Genomic DNA, 17,104 nt, shown 5'->3' on the forward strand with positions numbered 1-17,104 from the left:
TACTACAAGCTGCTCAAAAGCCCCAAATCAAAATCTTTATTCTTAATTATCTTTTTATTTAACTTCACCTTCTCAAGATTTTCGCTGCTGATGATTTCTGAATTATAGGCAACAGCACAATGAATAAACAACGCGGGATATGCATAGTCAGTCGGAGATGCCAGCACATCATCAATAGTCCGGGCGCTTGGCAGTATGCACCCTGCCATGAGGGGGATATAGTGGCTTTCAAGCGCGCGCCGGATATGCGCACATATCGCACCAGCATCCTCTCGCTTAGGAGCACTTATGGTGCCATATATACTTGTGCCGAATTTTTTATCTTGCCTTCCTGATGTTGCAAATGAGAAACACGCAACACTACCCAAATTGCTTTTATAAGGAGGATTGACCTCAGAAGAACAGTCAAAAACAGGCCCCCCGAAGACCATGCCATTCAGGACATATGCATTCGAATTTACCAAATACTGAAAATCAAGCTCAGCTACTAATTTTTTTTCCCAGCGAAATTTAACCCCTCCCTTTACCGCCTTAATCGACAAGCCAGGCCATTCAAGATCCTTCAGATCTTTTAGCAGCTCACTCTCAAAATAAACCCTATCTTCTTTACTCATAAAATCACCCATATTTCAAAACATTGAACGTAGCATTATGAACGGCGCCTTTGCCGCCTAAGGATTTACCAGGTTTACCTTTAGTATCAACTTTGAATGTGCCTGCTGTGCCTTGCGATTGTTTTATGGTCCCACCACCCAGATGCTGCGTAGTGTTGGCAGGACTTGACATATCATAGACTCCAGCGGCTTTTTGATTCTTAGTGAGTCCACCAGAACCATGCTTAACCTCGAATACGTGATAATTCCCATGTGTATCTTGAGCGACTATATCGGCACGAACCCCACTGCCATTAACTTTCATCGTCACCTCTTCCGAAACCACCTTATATCCATTTCGTTCAAGATCATGCCGTACTTTATTTGTGCCTTTAACACCACTTGCAGAACTTTTGCATAGGCCAAACGGGTCAATCCAACCAGTGGTATTGGGTGCATATTGATAGAGATTACCCCCCCCCAACAAACCAATCGGATCCTGCGTAACAAACCGCCCCACCTCCGGATCGTAATACCGATACGTGTTGTAGTGCAGCCCCGTCTCGTCGTCGAAATACTGCCCCTGAAACCGCAGATTCTGTTCGACTTCGTTCACTTCCAGCTTTTCTACCGAGCCCCACGCATCGTAGGCATATTCCTGATCCCGCCACTGCTTGAGCCGGTTGTCCTTCACGTGATCAAACTGACTGGTGTTGAAGTTCAGCCGGTTCGCCGCCGCGTCGTACCTGAACTCCTCGCTGTCCACCAACTTGCCGGTGTCACGGCTGTGCAGTTGGCCGTTGGCCTCGTACTCGTACTTGATCTCGCCGCGCAATTTGTCGAGGGTGCGGGTCAGTTCACCGGCGGGGTCGTATTGGTGGCGGCGGTGGATCGGGTTGTAGGCGTGCTCCACCAGCAGTTCGGGCTGGATGCCGGGGTTGTGGAGTTGCGAGAGCTTTTCCGCTGGCGAGGTCGAGGCGAACTGCCAGGCTTTGCGACCCATGGCGTCGTAGCCGAAGCAACTGGTGAGCTGGCCTTGGGTGCGCAGGACTTCGCGGTGCAGGTCGTCTTACGGATGCTTGGTAGGCCACGGGAGGTGCGCAACAGACGCGTGTTCTGGCCTTTGCCGTCGGTTTGCGTCAGCACCTGACGAGAGCGGCAAGGTCACGGTGTATACGCAACACCTCGCGGTGCAGGTCATCGCGTTCCAGGTCGCTGATGAGTTGGCCGTCGAGGTTGAGCTGGTGCAGGTGGCCGCTGCCGTAGTACAGGTGGTTCAGGTGTTGACCGGTGGGCAGGGTCAGCGTGGTGAGGTTACTCAGCGGATCGTAGTCGTAGGACAGAGCGCCTTGTGGGGTGGTCTCTTTGATCAGGCGACCCAGCAGGTCGTAGGAGAAATCGAGTGTCTCTTCGCTGACGCCGAGCTTCTTGCCGTGGGCGGTGGGCAGGCGCTCGATGGTGAGCAAGCGGTCTGCGTCGTCGTAGGTGTAGTCCTGGCGGGCATCGGCGTTGAGTTTAGCCAACAGTCGGCCGATGGGGTCGCGCTCAAATTCCGTGGTGCGCTGTGGGCGTTCGGCGCGTTCGCCGTAGCCGATTTCGTCGACTCGCGTCAGGTGCCCGCCGATGTTGTAGCTGAACTGGCGGGTCAGGTTGTCGATGCGTTTTTCTTCGATCAGGCGATCGGACGCGTCGTAGGCAAACTGGTAAGCCGCGTTGTTCTCGTTGACCAGCGCCGTCAGGCGGATGGCCTGGTCGTATTCGTAGCGGATGCGTTGGCCCTTGGCGTCCTGGCGGCTGCTCGGCAGGCCGCGGGCGGTGCGCAGCAGGCGCGTGGTCTGGCCTTTGCCGTCGGTGTGCGTCAGCACCTGGCCGAGGGCGTTGTAGGTAAACGACTCGGCGCTGCCGTCCGGGTGCTGGATGCGCAGCACTTCGCCGTCGGGTTTGCGTTCCAGGGTGGTGGTCTGGTTCAGGGCATCGGTGACGTCGACTGGGGGCTGGCAGTCGTTGTAAACATAATAATTTCGTCGTACGAAGTCTAAATTTTTGTCAGCATCATACTTGGTTAAAAACCACAGTTCACGTCACCACCAACTAGCCCATCGATATAAGCAGCGCAGTGAACAAACTAAACGTACATAATCTCGTTAGAGTCAGAGTTCTCTAGAAAAATAGACATCCAAGCATCCATAACATCCCACATATTTATATTTTTATCTGGGAACTCTGGTTTTTCATGCCACCAAATATAAGCTTCATCAGCCGAGGATTTCAGTTCAACAGCTAAATAGTCACCAGCACCGCTTGAAAAAAAGCCTACTAAGGTCGGTAAGCTAGGTATGGCTTCATCGCACAGATCCTCTATCCACACAAAGTCTTCTGCGCGCGACGGCCCCATAGTGCAACCGATGTAAAAACCGAAGCCATCATGTAAAGTACGATAAAACTGCTTCAAATCGCCATTCAAATAGGCAAGCTTCCCACTCCAAACGCCATCACCCTCAATCGGAACACCTCCAATATAAAAATTAAGCTCATCATCTTCACAATAAACATACAACAAATAAGGCTTATCACTAACAGCCAAAAAAGTTCCTAAAACACACTTATCCAACCAAGAGGTTACCCACGGCAAGCGCTCTGCAAAGAGATCCCACGTATCGGGAATACGAGAGCTTTTACCGTCCACAAAGCCAAAATTTCTCCACGCAACTGGAAACTCAATACTTTCTGGAACGCTCTCAGGGGAAAAATAAATGTTGTAGCCTTGAAGTTCTTCAGCGATTCTTTTCTTAAGGTCATCAATATTTTTCATATAACGCACCCCACTAATACCCTGACAACAAATTGACAATATGCTGCTGGATCTCAGGTTCCAGCTTGGCAGCTTTGTCGATCATACTAGATCTAAACGCCGGATCAACATCAATTCCACCTTTTTTGTAACTCACCCACTCGCCGAAGGACTTAGCCCCTTTTGATGTGTTTGCTACCTCACTTAACCCTTGGAAGTTTTTTTCATAATTTAGAACTTTAATTTGATCAGTAAAGGTTAGCTTAGAGAAGCCATTCATCTCCGTTATGGTCTTCATTGGCACGATATGATCTGCGTGCAAAGATTTAGTCACTTGCAAACCTGGAAGAGCTGGATCCTTCATTGGAAGAACTACATCTTTGTTTACAGCTTTCCGTATTGCTGCGCTGGGAGTCTTAGCTCTTAGATCTTTATAAAGCTCAGGAGATACTTTATCAGTCTTCGCAGGTAAGATAGGTTTTTTAACAATCTTCACATTCCCAAGATTCGACCCCAACCCCTGAACCTTAACTTCATACCGCGCATCAAACCACTTCCCGCCTTTCGCCCCCAGCCCACCCCCAAGCAACGCACCACCAAACGCCATGAGCTTCTGGCCATTTGAACCTTGACCAAAAAGTTCACCACCAGCCCAGTTCCCCGCCAACCCACCCGCGATCCCACCGACAAGGCCTGCGATTACGATTACCGGGCTTGCCAACACAAAAGCACTGGCCAAACCGACGATAAGAACTGCTCGTTCTAACCACTCAGGAACTTCTGGATCAATTGCATCCGTAGTCTCAGTCCCGCCGCCAATAAAAACGTTCCCAGAACCAGCGCTGATCTTGCCGTCACATACGGTTCTATCTCCAACACGCGCAGCAGGCTGGCCATTGATATAAACAGAGTCGCTACCCTGCGCCAGAATTTGAGGAGCGGGGCCATGCTGGTCACACACGGCGGTATCTACGTGAGCTCTAGCGGCGGCTTTACTATTGATAAAGACATTTCCAGAGCCCGTCTTGATTTGTCCTGCACCATGCCTGGCAAATGAGAGGCTACCGAACAATTGCCCTATTCCCGCACCGGTCGCGGCCCCGGCGCCGACCATCGCACACAGTGCGACTGCACCCAAGCCGCCTGTGCCGACAATGGCAATACCTACCAACACTGCACCAGCGCCAATCGCAAGCCCGGCTAACAGCCCACCTAACGCGCTCGAATGCTCAATCGGGTCGTCCAGGCGCGCCGCGGCTTCGCTCATGAAGGCAAAACCTCGTCGACGATCTCCTCCATGTCGATTTCAGGTGGGGAGCGCAACTCAAGCGTCTCAACCAATGCGTCAAACTGACGGCGCTCTTCGGAAGTCATGCCTTTCGGGTTGTTGCTGGTCCCCGTTATTTGCATGAGCAATGGCTGTTGATGTTCATCTTGATGCAAAAAAATCAATTGCAGCTGATGAACTGGTTGCCCCTGTTGCCTCCAGCGAAATTCGACACGCCGCGCATCTACGCCCGCGACCTTTACTGGTGTAACCGGTTCGATCCATTCGACATGTGACAAGGACTTTTTCAGTTCACCCAGTAATTGTTGGGCCATGGTCTCAAGATCGGAGCCTAATTCAACTTGTGAACGCCCAACCACCAAGGAGAAAGGGCTTGGCCCTATGTCCGTCAGAGTGAATACGTGAAAAGTTTTGTCTTTGAGATTGGTCGGTCGAACAAAACTCAACTCATTGGTATGAAAACGCTCAGGAGGCGGTGGCACCGCATCAGCAATCTCCTGCTCGACACGCGCTTGCTCTTGCTCTCGAATACGCCGTTCAGAAAGGCGGTCGTAAATATTCCGGCGCATACGGGAATTCCTTGTCCGTCGGACTAATTAGTTAAGGTTGATTTTCGTGCTGCCAACAACGTCGATGTTCACGCCAGATAGCGTGATGGTGCCATCCGCTTTCATGACCAATTTGCTGGCACCCACTTCAAGCGTGATTGATGTCGCTGCCTTGATCTTCACTTCGCCGCTATCAACGGTGACGTAATAGGACCCTTCCTTAACCGCGATACTGGTTTCAAGCTTGATCGTCTCGGTGTGTTTCCCGTCGACTTTGATTTCGCGATTGCCACCGACCGTGTGGCTTTCGTCAGCCTCAATCTCGGTATCCAGGTTACGTTCGGCGTGAAGGCTAACTTGCTCGGCACCTGTCTTGTCTTCAAAGCGGAAAAAGTTAGCATTGGCGCCCTTCCCGTTAACCGACCGCGTCAAAAACCCGCTCTGCGTCTTGTTCGCCGGCAGTGACCACGGCGGTGTGTTCTGGCTGTTATAGAGGCTGCCCATGATCAACGGACGATCAGGGTTGCCGTCCAGAAAGACCACGACGACTTCATCGCCGACCCGCGGAATCAGAATGCTGCCGAAGCCGCCGCTGGCTCCGGATTGGGCCACGCGGACCCAGCACGAACTCTTGTCGTTGTGCTCGCCTTTGCGGTCCCAGTGGAATTGCACTTTCACGCGGCCGAGTTCGTCGGTGAAGATTTCCTCGCCCGGCGGGCCGACAACGATGGCGGTTTGCGGACCGGAAATGGTCGGGCGCGGTGTGGTCAGTTGGGGGCGGAACACGATCTTTTTGCGCACGCAGGAGAAGGTGTTGTAGTAACTCGCCGGGTACCCGTTGAGGTAGTTGTTGTGGCCTTCGCTTTCGACGCTCATCAGCAGAAACTGGCGATCGTCGGCCGAGCCTTGATCGTGGTCGTAATGCTGCAGCAGTTCGAAGGTGTAGCCGGGTTTCATCGCGCGGCAGTTACTCGCGCCTTGAAAGCTTTTGCCTTTCAGCTCCAGCGCTTCAACGCGCAACCGGACCAGCGTCTCACCTTCGTCGTACGTGCCGTGGGTGTACTGGCCGGGGAAATCGTAGATCTCGAAATCTTCGACATCGCCCTGCTTGTTCAGGCTCTTCATGGTGACCGGCAGGCGATTGGTTGGCTGGCGGTAATCGAAGGTCTGGACAGCGATCTTTCCGGACTGCAATTGGCGATTGCCGCTCCATTGGGTAATGGAGTCGGCAGTCTCGGTGACCGAAGCGGTGTGATAGCGAATCTGTGGCTGCTCAGGCAACGGCACCAGCGTGGTGGAGTCGTCGCAGATGATCATGACGTGGCCTTCGGCAGTGTGCTCGAAGTAGTAGAACATCCCCTCTTCTTCCAGCAGGCGCTGGACAAAGTTGAAATCGGTTTCGCGGTATTGGGTGATGTAGGTGTACTTTTTGAGCGGCTTGCTCAGGCGGAATTCATGCCGGGAAAACGCAGTGCATAAGGCGAACACCTGAGTCACTACGTCTTCGACGGTGCAGCCCTGGAAGATGCGGGTGTCGAAACGGTTTTTCAGCATCGAGAACCAGGGGTTCAGCGTCGCGGTGTAGCGGGCCATGCCGCCGTCACTGCCGATACTGGCGAAGCGTGTCAGGTAACCCGACAGATACCGTGGGCCCGCCTCGGCCAGCTCGATCTCCAGCACCACGTGCTGGCCCATCATCGACTTGAGCTCAACCTCCGAATCCTGGCACACCAGCAGCAATTCGAAGTTATAGGCACGTGACAGACCTTCAGTTCCCTTGAAGGACTCAAGCAATAATTGCTGGTCGGGATTGGCAAGGTTCGTGAATTTGAACAGGCGCCGATTCTGCGGCGAAAGCATCGCGGCAAGGTCCATCAACATGTGTATCTCCTTGAAAGCAGTGGAGAACGCTACCGTCCTCGCCAGCCACTGCGCATAACGAATCTGACAAGAGGGTCAAAACCCGATTGCAACATCATGGATCAGGGAAACAACCCGCCGCCTTGTGAGATGGCAGACCTAAATACCCGAAACTTTGTATGAAACTGCCTACAAGCTTTTACCCGTCATACTTTTGAGACCGTAGAAGATTTCTGAAAACGGGATTCAAAGTCTGGTACTGCGACCGTGGCGCAGTGCGAAAGTGCCACTAACCACGCAAAATTGAGAGAACGGTCACAGTCTGAGCAGCATAACGGCGCTTCGAAAGCAGCAAAGGAAACACCTTCGCCCTGCACCGTGTCAACCCGGAACCGGCCTTGCACAGCGATCTCCAGACGCGAACTCGTCCATCAGGAAAGTTTGAAAAATATTTATGAGCCCATTCAGCACCGTAGAAACGCCGATATATCAACGAGGAACGAGAATTAGGTGCTATTAAAAAGCGACTAGTGCCTCATTGACATCATTGCCGGGTGTAACGTGAATAATAAAAATGGGATCCACATTGAATTTTATTACCCGTAGTGCGGTCTAGACTGCGGCTAATGGCCAGTATCGCGGCTCACGCATAAGAGTCGAATATCCGACACTTAAAACGTAGCGACAGGGAAGCTTCTTCCACCCAAGGGCAGTGATGTGTAAATGGATCTTTTAGCGAATGTGCCCAACTGGGCCGACGTCGAACGAAATCTCGATCAGAAATTCAGCGAACTGAACCAGGGCGTCAATGAGGGCTTGCAAAGCGCTCACGACAACTGGAACGGTTTCACCCGACGCGTCGGCAACGGCGCGAGCCAAGCCTATGGCTACATGGGCGGGCACCGGATCGATGCGGTGACTCGCGCCATGACGCTCTCCTACCCGATCATCCAGATGGACCTCAAGCGCAAGTGGGCCTCGATCGAAATCGAGCAGATCCTCCCTGTGCTGCTGCAGCTGGTCAAAGAAGTCTCAATGATTCTGGGCGGTAGCGTTGCGGTCGGCACCATCGCCGGGGGCGCAGCGGGTGCCTTCGCATTTGGCGTCGGGGCTGGCCCTGGAGCCATAGTGGGCGGGGGAATTGGTTTACAAGTCGGTAACCTGATTCTTATGGGCCTGGGTTTGTCTGCCATCGCCGAATATTTTTACCAAGGCCTACCCGCCTGCCTATCTACATTGCAAGAAGGTATCGCCACGGCCTGGCACTCGGAAGAAGGCGTCAAACCTGCCGGCCTGGACCCTACTGGTGGTTCTGCCGCATTGGTGCAGGAACGTATCGAACGAGCGGCGCGACAACTGGCTCGCGGGCAAGAGCAATTGGTATTGCTGCTGCTCACTGCCATCGTCACCTACCTGACACGCGGCCAGGTGAAAGCCGGTGTCGTGGGCAGCATGGAAAGCATCGCGACGCGCAGCGCGAAGCTTCAGGCCGAGATATCGAACAAGCAATTGGCTGGGTGGCTCGCCAGGAATGAGCAGAAGTTGCTGGCGGAGCCGGCGTTAAGGGTGAATGAGCCGGTGCGGTTGACGAGACAGGAGCCCCCTCCGGCGCGCGAACGTTCTGACAGGCGGCCGGTAGACATTAATCCTCCTATGTTCAAACCTGGCTTCACTGCGGGTGATATTCTCGCAATACCAAAAGGCTCGAGGCCGGATCCGACGACATATCTAAATCCCGATTATATCGCTCAGCACCTTGCACAATTTCAGAAAGGCGCTTCACGTCTGATGCCAAAATCTAACTTTGAAAAATATGGAATAGCTCAAAAAGATGGTACTTCATTCATCATGGCCAACCATGAAGTAGACGAAATTTTGGCTAAGGCCGCTGGCGACAAAGGAGCCATGGAAAAGGCACTCGGTCTTCCAGAAGGCTTTTTGGAGAGAGAGACACTTGTGCGTATTGATATTCCTTCTCCTGACAAACTAGGGCTGCGCATCCCATCTGGCAATGAAGCGGGCGCCAACCAGTTTTGGCTTCCGGGCGGAAAATTGCCAGATGGTAACCTTGAAGCAGTAATTGACGCCGGGAAGATCTCCTCGGAGCTATTTAAGACAACTCCTTTAAAGTAGAGAACACGATGAAATTTCAAGACATTTATGTAAATCGCGAGGAACTTTTTTCGATAGGAATCGAGGAAACCTCCGGGAGGTTCTACGTTTCATTTCCAGTTAGCAACGGCATGGTTGACTATGAGGAATATTACGAAATAGATCGCGCAAGCTTCGAACTTTTTCAAAAAGACATTGATGCCGCAGTGGAATTCGTTATGAAATGCCGTCGTAGAGAACTGGACGAGTTGCTAATTGAGAAGCCTGGAACTAACAGAGGCTCGGCTATCTAAGACAACCCGGAGTTGTCCCTGGGGCCGGTATCGGCTGCAAGTCGGAAATCTGATTCTCATGGACCTGGGCTTGTCCGCCATTGCCAATTACCAAGGGCTACTCGCCTGCCTGTCTACATTTCAGGAAGACATGGCCACAGCCTGGCACTCGGAGGAAGGAATCAAACTTTCTGGCCTGAAGGGCCAGGGTAAAAGGAAGGCTTTAAGCTAATCAGTTCAGGTGAATGATGAAACCTTCGACCCCACTCGAATACGTCGACAAAGCCCTTGCGATCACCATCGATCGACGTGATGGCTGCCCACAGCTTCCTGTATATACGTCGCTGATAAACCAGCTTATGTACGTTAGGTCGGTATTTGATGGAACCGAACAGGACAAGTCCAGACTGCACGATCTGACACTGGGATTTATCGGTGCAAAAGAGTTCGAAGACACCGATGCCGAACTGGCAAGGGCGCTGATGGATGTCTACTACATAGCTGAGCAATCGGCAAATGGGCTAAAAATAGTATTACCGAAATGACTGGAGGCGAATCGCCAACCCTGTGCTGGCTCAAGGCACAGTTGGGCGATTGGTTCAGCAAGCAGATAAAATGAAAACTAATATTAATGAACTGAAAATAGCCGCACGCCTATTACGTGAAAAGCTCGAATCCTTTAAAGACAAAAATCAAACAGTGGCAATGCTATACAGTCAACTAGATTCACTACTATCAGCAGCTGAACGAGGCGCCTTATCGGAGAATATTGAACCCAGAGAAATCCCTGGCCACCGACTGTTCGATGAAACCAATCTCAGGGACTATAGCGACCTCAAAAGCGCTTACACCAACTTCTATATTGAATTAATAGGTGGCCGAGATTGGGGCGCCTATAAACTCATCAAAGAAAAAATCAGTAAAACATGAAGCAAAGTCGAGTACTCTTTGGGCGAAAAGAAAAATCATGACAAACTCACATTGCATAACACTGCTGATTGAGCTCAAAGAAATTTTTCACAAAGAACGCTGTAGAAATTTTGAATTGCTGAAATCACCTTGGCGCCGGGTGACTGCAACAGTTGACGTTATTATGAGTATAAAATTTTCCAACCTCCCATCAAAGGAATAGATCGAAGTGCACAAACGATTACGCACTTCTAAAAGCTCAATGCCTCTTCTGTTTTTCAGGCTGGGCGCTCTGGCTTCGTACTGTTAGCAATCAAGATCGGTTCGTTTTCGATGTATTAGCTCTTAAAATCGTACCTGTGGGTGAAAAAGGCATTTCCGACTACTCACCATTTTTCACTACCATGGAAGAATTGAAGGCGGCAGCCAAGTCCGATAAATCTCTAGCAGATGCCCTCGGCTTGCCGGTCATTAGTGAAAATTCCAGATATTCTATTTTTGAAGTTAAGCCACTTGAGCCTACTGAGGTTTTCGTTAGCAAGGTCGCGCCAACGGTAGAATTCGGGGGTAGAATCACGAGAACAGGAGAGACGGCTCAGTATCTAGTGCCTAATCGGCAAGAGCGGTCTGCAGTAAAGCTCATTGGCGAAATCGCAAACTAGGAATTAGCAATGGATATTCTAGCGTTAAAACAGACCGCAATGGAATTGCGAAAACAACTTGATTCGTATAAAGAAAAAGAACCGGCAGCGCTGACTTTGTACGAACAAATGGAATGTTTGATATCCGCAGCTGAGCGCGGTGAAATCAACACCCAAGTTGAAGCAAGGGATATACCAGGCCATCGCATCATGGATGAGTCAAACCTTCGGAAGTATCGGGAGCTTTCGGATGCTTACAGCAACTTTTATGTTGAACTTATCGACGGCCGCGGCTCGGGCACGCTTAAAATGATAGAAGAAATCATGAAGAAAGTCAGACCGTAAATAGCTGGCCTTGCAAAATGATCGGCAATCAGGAAGTGCGTATTCAGGTAGACGGCATGGGAAGCCTATAAACTCTTCAAAGAAAAAATGAGTACACATGAAGTGAAGTCAGCACTCTTTGGGCGAATAAAAAAATCATGACAAACTCACATTGCATAACACTGCTGATTGAGCTCAAAGAAATCTTTCACAAAGAACGCTGTAGAAATTTTGATTCTGGTATATATGCAATAATTCGAATTCTTTCTGAAGATCCTTTGTCGGACAGTAACGAGTGGAGCGAAGCAACATCCATATATAGAACAATGGCAGGAACCAAAGCAGGATTTTCTGACGTCTATATTGATAGAGATACCGTTGAGCAACGAGTCGCAGATAACGCACGGCTGGACACAATTCGAAAGGTGTTATGGGACACGTTTGATCGAAGCTAAATTCCTCATGACCACGCCCAAGTTGCCCAGAATGAAAGTATCTTTGAGAGCACACCAAACGGGAGAGAGCCCATGATCGATTTAAGAAGCTCAAACGAAGCGCTCTCCAAATACACTGAGCGCTACGACCATCTCCTCCCACCTCCATCCCCTCAACTGCGTCAACGCATGGATTTCATGTTGCAGCCGGACGCCCCCAAGTTGGCAAACGAGAAGCCTGGCTGGCTGTCTTCCAGACCTTGCACCCTCACTGAAGAACAGGCGCTGGACCGAGCAAAGGGTTGCCTGCTTGGGTTGGCGATCGGCGACGCAGTGGGTACAACGCTGGAGTTTCTGCCCCGTGATCGAGAGCATGTTAATGATATGGTCGGAGGTGGTCCCTTCAAGCTAAAACCGGGAGAGTGGACTGACGATACGAGCATGGCGCTGGCCCTCGCAGACACTTACGTAGCAAACAATAATTTCGATTTCCTCGATTACACACAACGGCTTTGTCGCTGGTATAAAAATGGCGAAAACAGCCATAACGGAAAATGTTTTGACATTGGCAATGCCACTCGTACCGCGCTGGAAGGACTACTGACCCATGGTGTTGACTGGTACGGCAACGATCACCCCTCCACAGCTGGCAATGGAACAATCATCAGACTGGCACCCACCGCCATCTTCCGCCGCCACTCTTTGTCCGGCACTTGGCGAGAAAGCTCGGCGCAAAGCCGTTGCACTCACCGGGCTGTAGAGGCGGTAAATAGCTGCGAACTGCTGGGCGCTCAACTGCACCTGGCCCTCAATGGGGCGGACAAAGAAGAAACCTTGTCGCCAATGGTTCGTGCTTTGTATCCCCGCCCCTTGATCATCAACGCTGGCGAATACAAACAAAAAAACCGCGATCAAATACGTTCCTCTGGTTACGTCATCGATACGCTGGAAGCAGCTCTGTGGGCAGTCTGGAACACGGACAACTTCAAGGATGCGATCCTGCTGGCTGCCAATCTGGCGGATGATGCCGACAGCGTGGCAGCTACGGCCGGCCAGATAGCCGGGGCGCTGTACGGAGTGACGGGCATCCCTGAAGAATGGGTCAAAACGATTGCTTGGTCAGAACATATACAACACCTGGCGCAACAGTTATTCGAAAACGCCCCACCCCATGACGACATGGACGAAGTGATTTATGGGAATTAAAGAAATGACCGAAACGTGGCATCGTGTTGAAAACGGAACCCTATGGATAGCAGGTCAACCCATTTACCTGCCTTACCCCGTCAAAGAGGCCTTTCAACACAACAACAGGCTGTTGATTCTGGTCGAGCCCGCGCCCGATGTGATTTTCAATAGAAACGTCTTCGCACTGTCGATGCACGGTGAACTGCTCTGGCAAATCGAAGAAAGCCCCCATGGCACGGAAGTCGACAAGCCCTACATGAACCTCTACTGCGACAAAGATGCGGCGGTGATTGCCGGTAACTGGAATGGCCTCAGCTACTTGGTCGACTTGCACAATGGCGCCGTCAGCGTTGCTGCTTTTGAAAAATAGGACACCGCTCACTCAATGGCTGACAACCTCAGCGGCTGCCAGCGCCCCCTCCGTTACGCCTGCTCATAGCGCTGCTGCAACAAATGCCGCGCCGTTCCTGCGTTCAGGTACGTACCAATCAGTTCCGCCAACTCCTTCTCCTTGAGTTTCTTGTCGTCACGACAAAACTGCATCAGCTGCAACTGGACCGAGCGTTTTTTCTTGTCGAGCCTCACATCAGGCGCATAGAACGGGCGCAAGGCCAGTTCTGGCATGGGCGCGTTCCTTGCGCATTTGCCGGCCCGTCGCGAAAGCTCCCTGGGACGTAATGGCACTGAACGCGCTATACAGCGATGCCAACCCTATGCAGCCCCGCAATGCCGTCCTACAAACAGAGCAACGAAATAAACTTTTTCCTTATTCCAAATACTCTGTATTGCCATCACTTCCAGGCGCAATAAATTCTCCCTTTTTCTCCGTTCACATTTTAGCTGGAACTCACCGAACCTGAATTTGGTGAACCGGTTCACCTTTTTTCAAATTAATTTCACTTGGAAATTGGATCCATAATCCTTCTCAAACCATTGAACTTGCTAGGTTTCAGAGTCTTCTGTCAGACAGATCCGTCAACTAATGGCAAGCGGACATCATTGCGGCATGTATCAAAAACGAGAAAAAATCCTTTTCTGTATGAACTTTTCTATTCGAGATGTTGCCATATACGACGTTGCTGGCCACTCGACATCCATATGCCAGCACCGTGTTCCTACAAATTCCTGCCAATGTGCATTTCCGATGTAGAAACGTCGGCCATCGCACTTTGTGAACAGGTGCTCAATTGAGAAATTCGTAGCTCTTCACGTTTTCCCTGAAGAATCGGGAAGCGGTCGTAAAGAGTTCAAGGAAGATACACCGATGACTCAGACGTTTGACGTTGAAGCACTGATCAAATTGCGAAGCCAGACCCGGGTCATTTCCGATGCGCTCAAGGCGCAGGCTTCGGATTATCTGTCGACCCTCGCATTGCTGATCCGTCCGCAGACGTTTTTCGGTGAATACCTGCAAGGCGCGCAGCGCAGCAGCGGCCGCGAAACCCAGCACCACTTCAAGGAGTTCAAGGAACTCTACGACCGCATCGGGTCGGCAACGCCCTTTCAGTTGGTCAATGAACTGGAAGTGCCTCTCAACCTGATCGGCACGACGCCGGAACTGTTTCCGCTGGAGTACGACAAGGTGCTCTCGCAAAGCGGCCAGACCATCCGCATCACCAGCCCTGTGCGCTGGGTCGTGGGCTTCAACTCGTTCGACCTGGCGCGCTTTCGCACCGTCATCAAAGACCCCAATCGCAGCAGCGCCGAGTTGTACCGCTTCGTCGTGCACTACCTGGTGTTGTTCTACTGCCTGAGCCAGTCACCTGGCCTGGGCCGTTTGTTTGGCGGCCTGCGCTTCCCCCTCAGTTTCGAGCGCCTCAAAGACTTTGGTGACCTGCCCTTCTGCGTCATCGGCTCACCGGTGCGCTCCCAATTGCCGGACGAATCGGTTATCCGCAGCAGCACGCAGATCGCCGGCAATACCAGCTTCGAAGAGTTGGTGGGGCACGAAAACATTATTGAAATGAACGATGAAATCCGTCAGCGCCTTCTGCTGACGATCGAAGGAATGTAACGCGCCCGGCCACCCGCTGGCCGGAACGCAAACGACTTGCAGCGAATTGGTTCGCACAGGAGATCACGATGGCGAAGAAGGAAAGTACCCAGCACAAACTCGACCGCGTTCGCGCGCCTCGGGTCCATATCACCTATGACGTGGATATCGGTGACGCTCAGGAAAAGAAAGAGCTGCCCTTTGTCGTCGGTGTGCTGGGCGATTTCTCCGGCAACCCGCTGGAGCCGCTGCCGAAGCTCAAAGAGCGCAAGTTCATTTTCATCGACCGCGACAACTTCAACGGCGTGCTCAAGGGCATCAAGCCGCGCCTGAGTTATCGGGTCGACAACACGCTGGTCAGGAACGGCACGCAGTTGGGCGTCGAGCTCAACTTCAACGCCCTCGAAGACTTCGAGCCGCAGAACGTGGTGAAGCAGGTCGAGCCGCTGCGCAAGCTGCTGGAAGTGCGCAACAAGCTGGCTGATCTGCGCAACAAAATGGGCGGCAACGACAAGCTCGAAGAGCTGCTCATGGACGTGTTGCAGAACACCGAAAAGTTGAAAACGCTGGGCAAGGAATTCGGCCGTGAAGCCGCTGTTCCAGCCACCGATGGCAAAGAGTAGGAGCCTGAAGATGAACGATAAGCAAACCGTGACTCAACAGGACGGCGATCTGGTTGAAGTGGAAAACTTCGCCCCGCAATCCTCGCTGCTCGACAGCATCATTTCGCAAAGCCGTGTGGCGCGCTCCGAGACTGAGCGCACCCGCACACGTGATTTGATCGGCGAACTGGTCAGCCAGGTGCTCGAAGGCGAAATGACGCCGAGCAAGGACCTGATTGCCGTGCTCGATGCGCGCATCGCCGAAATCGACGCGATGCTCTCCGAGCAGATGAACGAAATCATGCATGCTCGCGAATTCCAGCAACTGGAAGCGTCGTGGCGTGGCCTGAAGTATCAGGTGGACCAGACCGAAACCAGCACCACGCTGAAGATTCACCTGCTCAATGCGTCGAAGAAAGACTTGGTGCGCGACCTCAAGTCCGCCTCCGAATTCGACCAGAGCGCGCTGTTCAAAAAGATCTACGAAGAAGAGTACGGCACCTTCGGTGGTGCACCGTTCGGCATGTTGCTGGGTGATTACGAGTTCAATCGCAGCCCCGAAGACATGTACCTGCTCGAAGAGATTTCCCATGTCGCCGCCGCGGCCCATGCACCGTTTATCTCGGCGGCTTCGCCTGAGCTGTTCGGCTGGGATTCGTTTACCGACATGTCCGGCCCACGGGACCTGGCGAAGATTTTCGACACCGTCGAATACGCCAAGTGGAAGTCGTTCCGCGCCTCCGAAGACTCGCGTTATGTCGGTCTGACGTTGCCGCACGTGCTGGGTCGCCTGCCTTATGGCCCGGATACCACGCCAGTTGAAGAATTCAACTTCGTGGAAAGCGTCGATGGCCGCGACCACAACAAGTACCTGTGGATGAATGCCGCCTACGCGCTGGGCACTCGGGTCACCGACGCGTTCTCGCGTTACGGCTGGTGCGTGGCGATTCGCGGTGTCGAGGGTGGAGGTCTGGTGGAAGGCCTGCCGACGCACACGTTCAAAACCGATGACGGCGAAATCGCCCTCAAGTGCCCGACCGAAATCGCCATCACCGACCGTCGTGAAAAAGAGCTGTCGGACCTTGGCTTCATTCCGTTGGTGCACTGCAAAGGCACCGACTACGCCGCGTTCTTCGGCACTCAGTCGGCGCAGAAACAGAAGCACTACAACACCGACATCGCCAACGCCAACGCCCGGCTTTCCGCGCAGCTGCAATACATCTTCGCTACGTCGCGCATCGCGCACTACATGAAGGCGATCATGCGCGACAAGATCGGCAGCTTCGCGTCCCGCAAGGACGTCGAGATGTTCCTCAACAAGTGGCTGTCGAGCTATGTGCTGCTGGATGACACCGCCAGCCAGGAAGCCAAGGCCAAATTCCCGTTGCGCGAAGCGCGGGCTGAAGTGTTCGAGGTTCCCGGCAAACCAGGTGTGTACAAGGCCGTGACGTACCTGCGTCCACATTACCAACTGGACGAGCTGACCGCTTCGTTGCGCCTGGTCGCCGAATTGCCGCAATCGACTCGCGGCTGATCCACACCATTGCCA

Annotated in this window: 16 protein-coding genes and 3 pseudogenes; 11 read left to right on the forward strand and 8 right to left on the reverse strand. The window is 52.4% G+C overall.

Annotated elements, in window-relative coordinates:
* Window positions 1–2: 2 nt before the first annotated feature.
* From FQ192_RS11780 to tssI, 7 genes and pseudogenes are all read right to left on the reverse strand, one after another.
* Entirely contained in the window at window positions 3–614 is a 612-nt protein-coding gene (locus tag FQ192_RS11780) for a hypothetical protein (protein WP_149658780.1), read from the reverse strand.
* Between the two features lie 4 nt (window positions 615–618).
* Window positions 619–1,656: pseudogene (locus tag FQ192_RS34990) on the reverse strand (RHS repeat-associated core domain-containing protein); the annotation flags it as partial.
* A 130-nt stretch (window positions 1,657–1,786) separates the two neighbouring features.
* Window positions 1,787–2,584 (reverse strand): annotated as a pseudogene (locus FQ192_RS34995) (type IV secretion protein Rhs); the annotation flags it as partial.
* Between the two features lie 134 nt (window positions 2,585–2,718).
* The gene (locus FQ192_RS11800; RefSeq protein ID WP_149658781.1) at window positions 2,719–3,405 is read right to left on the reverse strand and encodes a hypothetical protein; all 687 of its coding nucleotides are present in this window, start codon (window positions 3,403–3,405) and stop codon (window positions 2,719–2,721) included.
* 13 nt (window positions 3,406–3,418) lie between these two features.
* Entirely contained in the window at window positions 3,419–4,651 is a 1,233-nt protein-coding gene (locus tag FQ192_RS11805; protein WP_149658782.1) for a PAAR domain-containing protein, read from the reverse strand.
* Complete coding sequence (locus FQ192_RS11810; RefSeq protein ID WP_149658783.1) at window positions 4,648–5,241, reverse strand: DcrB-related protein; 594 nt, start codon at window positions 5,239–5,241, stop codon at window positions 4,648–4,650. The genes FQ192_RS11805 and FQ192_RS11810 overlap by 4 nt, the downstream gene beginning before the upstream one ends.
* 27 nt (window positions 5,242–5,268) lie before the next feature.
* On the reverse strand, window positions 5,269–7,101 hold the full coding sequence (gene tssI / locus FQ192_RS11815) for a type VI secretion system tip protein TssI/VgrG (protein ID WP_149658784.1): 1,833 nt from the start codon (window positions 7,099–7,101) through the stop codon (window positions 5,269–5,271).
* Between the two features lie 702 nt (window positions 7,102–7,803).
* Here tssI and FQ192_RS34415 point away from each other — a divergent pair.
* The 8 genes and pseudogenes from FQ192_RS34415 to FQ192_RS11865 all read left to right on the forward strand — a co-directional run bounded on the left by FQ192_RS34415 (window position 7,804) and on the right by FQ192_RS11865 (window position 13,330).
* Entirely contained in the window at window positions 7,804–9,213 is a 1,410-nt protein-coding gene (locus FQ192_RS34415) for a DUF6861 domain-containing protein (protein ID WP_256672266.1), read from the forward strand.
* 8 nt (window positions 9,214–9,221) lie between these two features.
* Window positions 9,222–9,485, forward strand: a complete 264-nt coding sequence (locus FQ192_RS11830) for a hypothetical protein (protein WP_149658786.1) — start codon at window positions 9,222–9,224, stop codon at window positions 9,483–9,485.
* Between the two features lie 5 nt (window positions 9,486–9,490).
* Window positions 9,491–9,675, forward strand: a pseudogene (locus FQ192_RS34420) (DUF6861 domain-containing protein); the annotation flags it as partial.
* 37 nt (window positions 9,676–9,712) lie between these two features.
* Window positions 9,713–10,009 (forward strand): immunity protein Tsi6 family protein, encoded by a 297-nt coding sequence (locus FQ192_RS11840; protein WP_149658787.1) that lies wholly within the window; start codon window positions 9,713–9,715, stop codon window positions 10,007–10,009.
* Window positions 10,010–10,079: 70 nt separating this feature from the next.
* The gene (locus FQ192_RS11845) at window positions 10,080–10,394 is read left to right on the forward strand and encodes a hypothetical protein (RefSeq protein ID WP_149658788.1); all 315 of its coding nucleotides are present in this window, start codon (window positions 10,080–10,082) and stop codon (window positions 10,392–10,394) included.
* A 650-nt stretch (window positions 10,395–11,044) separates the two neighbouring features.
* Window positions 11,045–11,359: a hypothetical protein gene (locus FQ192_RS11850; protein WP_149658789.1), complete on the forward strand. Its 315-nt coding sequence runs from the start codon at window positions 11,045–11,047 to the stop codon at window positions 11,357–11,359.
* Between the two features lie 506 nt (window positions 11,360–11,865).
* Window positions 11,866–12,978, forward strand: a complete 1,113-nt coding sequence (tri1, locus tag FQ192_RS11860; RefSeq protein WP_178129098.1) for an ADP-ribosylarginine hydrolase Tri1 — start codon at window positions 11,866–11,868, stop codon at window positions 12,976–12,978.
* The gene (locus tag FQ192_RS11865; protein ID WP_256672267.1) at window positions 12,968–13,330 is read left to right on the forward strand and encodes a hypothetical protein; all 363 of its coding nucleotides are present in this window, start codon (window positions 12,968–12,970) and stop codon (window positions 13,328–13,330) included. The genes tri1 and FQ192_RS11865 overlap by 11 nt, the downstream gene beginning before the upstream one ends.
* Before the next feature lie 53 nt (window positions 13,331–13,383).
* Here the strand turns inward: FQ192_RS11865 and FQ192_RS11870 are convergent, their stop codons facing one another.
* Entirely contained in the window at window positions 13,384–13,584 is a 201-nt protein-coding gene (locus tag FQ192_RS11870; protein ID WP_256672268.1) for a hypothetical protein, read from the reverse strand.
* A 640-nt stretch (window positions 13,585–14,224) separates the two neighbouring features.
* Between FQ192_RS11870 and FQ192_RS11875 the strand changes: the two genes are divergently transcribed.
* The 3 genes from FQ192_RS11875 (at window position 14,225) to tssC (ending at window position 17,089) form a co-directional block, all read left to right on the forward strand.
* Window positions 14,225–14,974: a hypothetical protein gene (locus FQ192_RS11875; RefSeq protein WP_149658791.1), complete on the forward strand. Its 750-nt coding sequence runs from the start codon at window positions 14,225–14,227 to the stop codon at window positions 14,972–14,974.
* 68 nt (window positions 14,975–15,042) lie between these two features.
* Window positions 15,043–15,576 (forward strand): type VI secretion system contractile sheath small subunit, encoded by a 534-nt coding sequence (gene tssB / locus FQ192_RS11880; protein WP_149658792.1) that lies wholly within the window; start codon window positions 15,043–15,045, stop codon window positions 15,574–15,576.
* Between the two features lie 10 nt (window positions 15,577–15,586).
* On the forward strand, window positions 15,587–17,089 hold the full coding sequence (tssC, locus tag FQ192_RS11885; protein WP_059404744.1) for a type VI secretion system contractile sheath large subunit: 1,503 nt from the start codon (window positions 15,587–15,589) through the stop codon (window positions 17,087–17,089).
* Window positions 17,090–17,104 lie beyond the last annotated feature (15 nt).

Source organism: Pseudomonas sp. ANT_J12, assembly GCF_008370045.1.
Taxonomy (GTDB): Bacteria; Pseudomonadota; Gammaproteobacteria; order Pseudomonadales; family Pseudomonadaceae; genus Aquipseudomonas.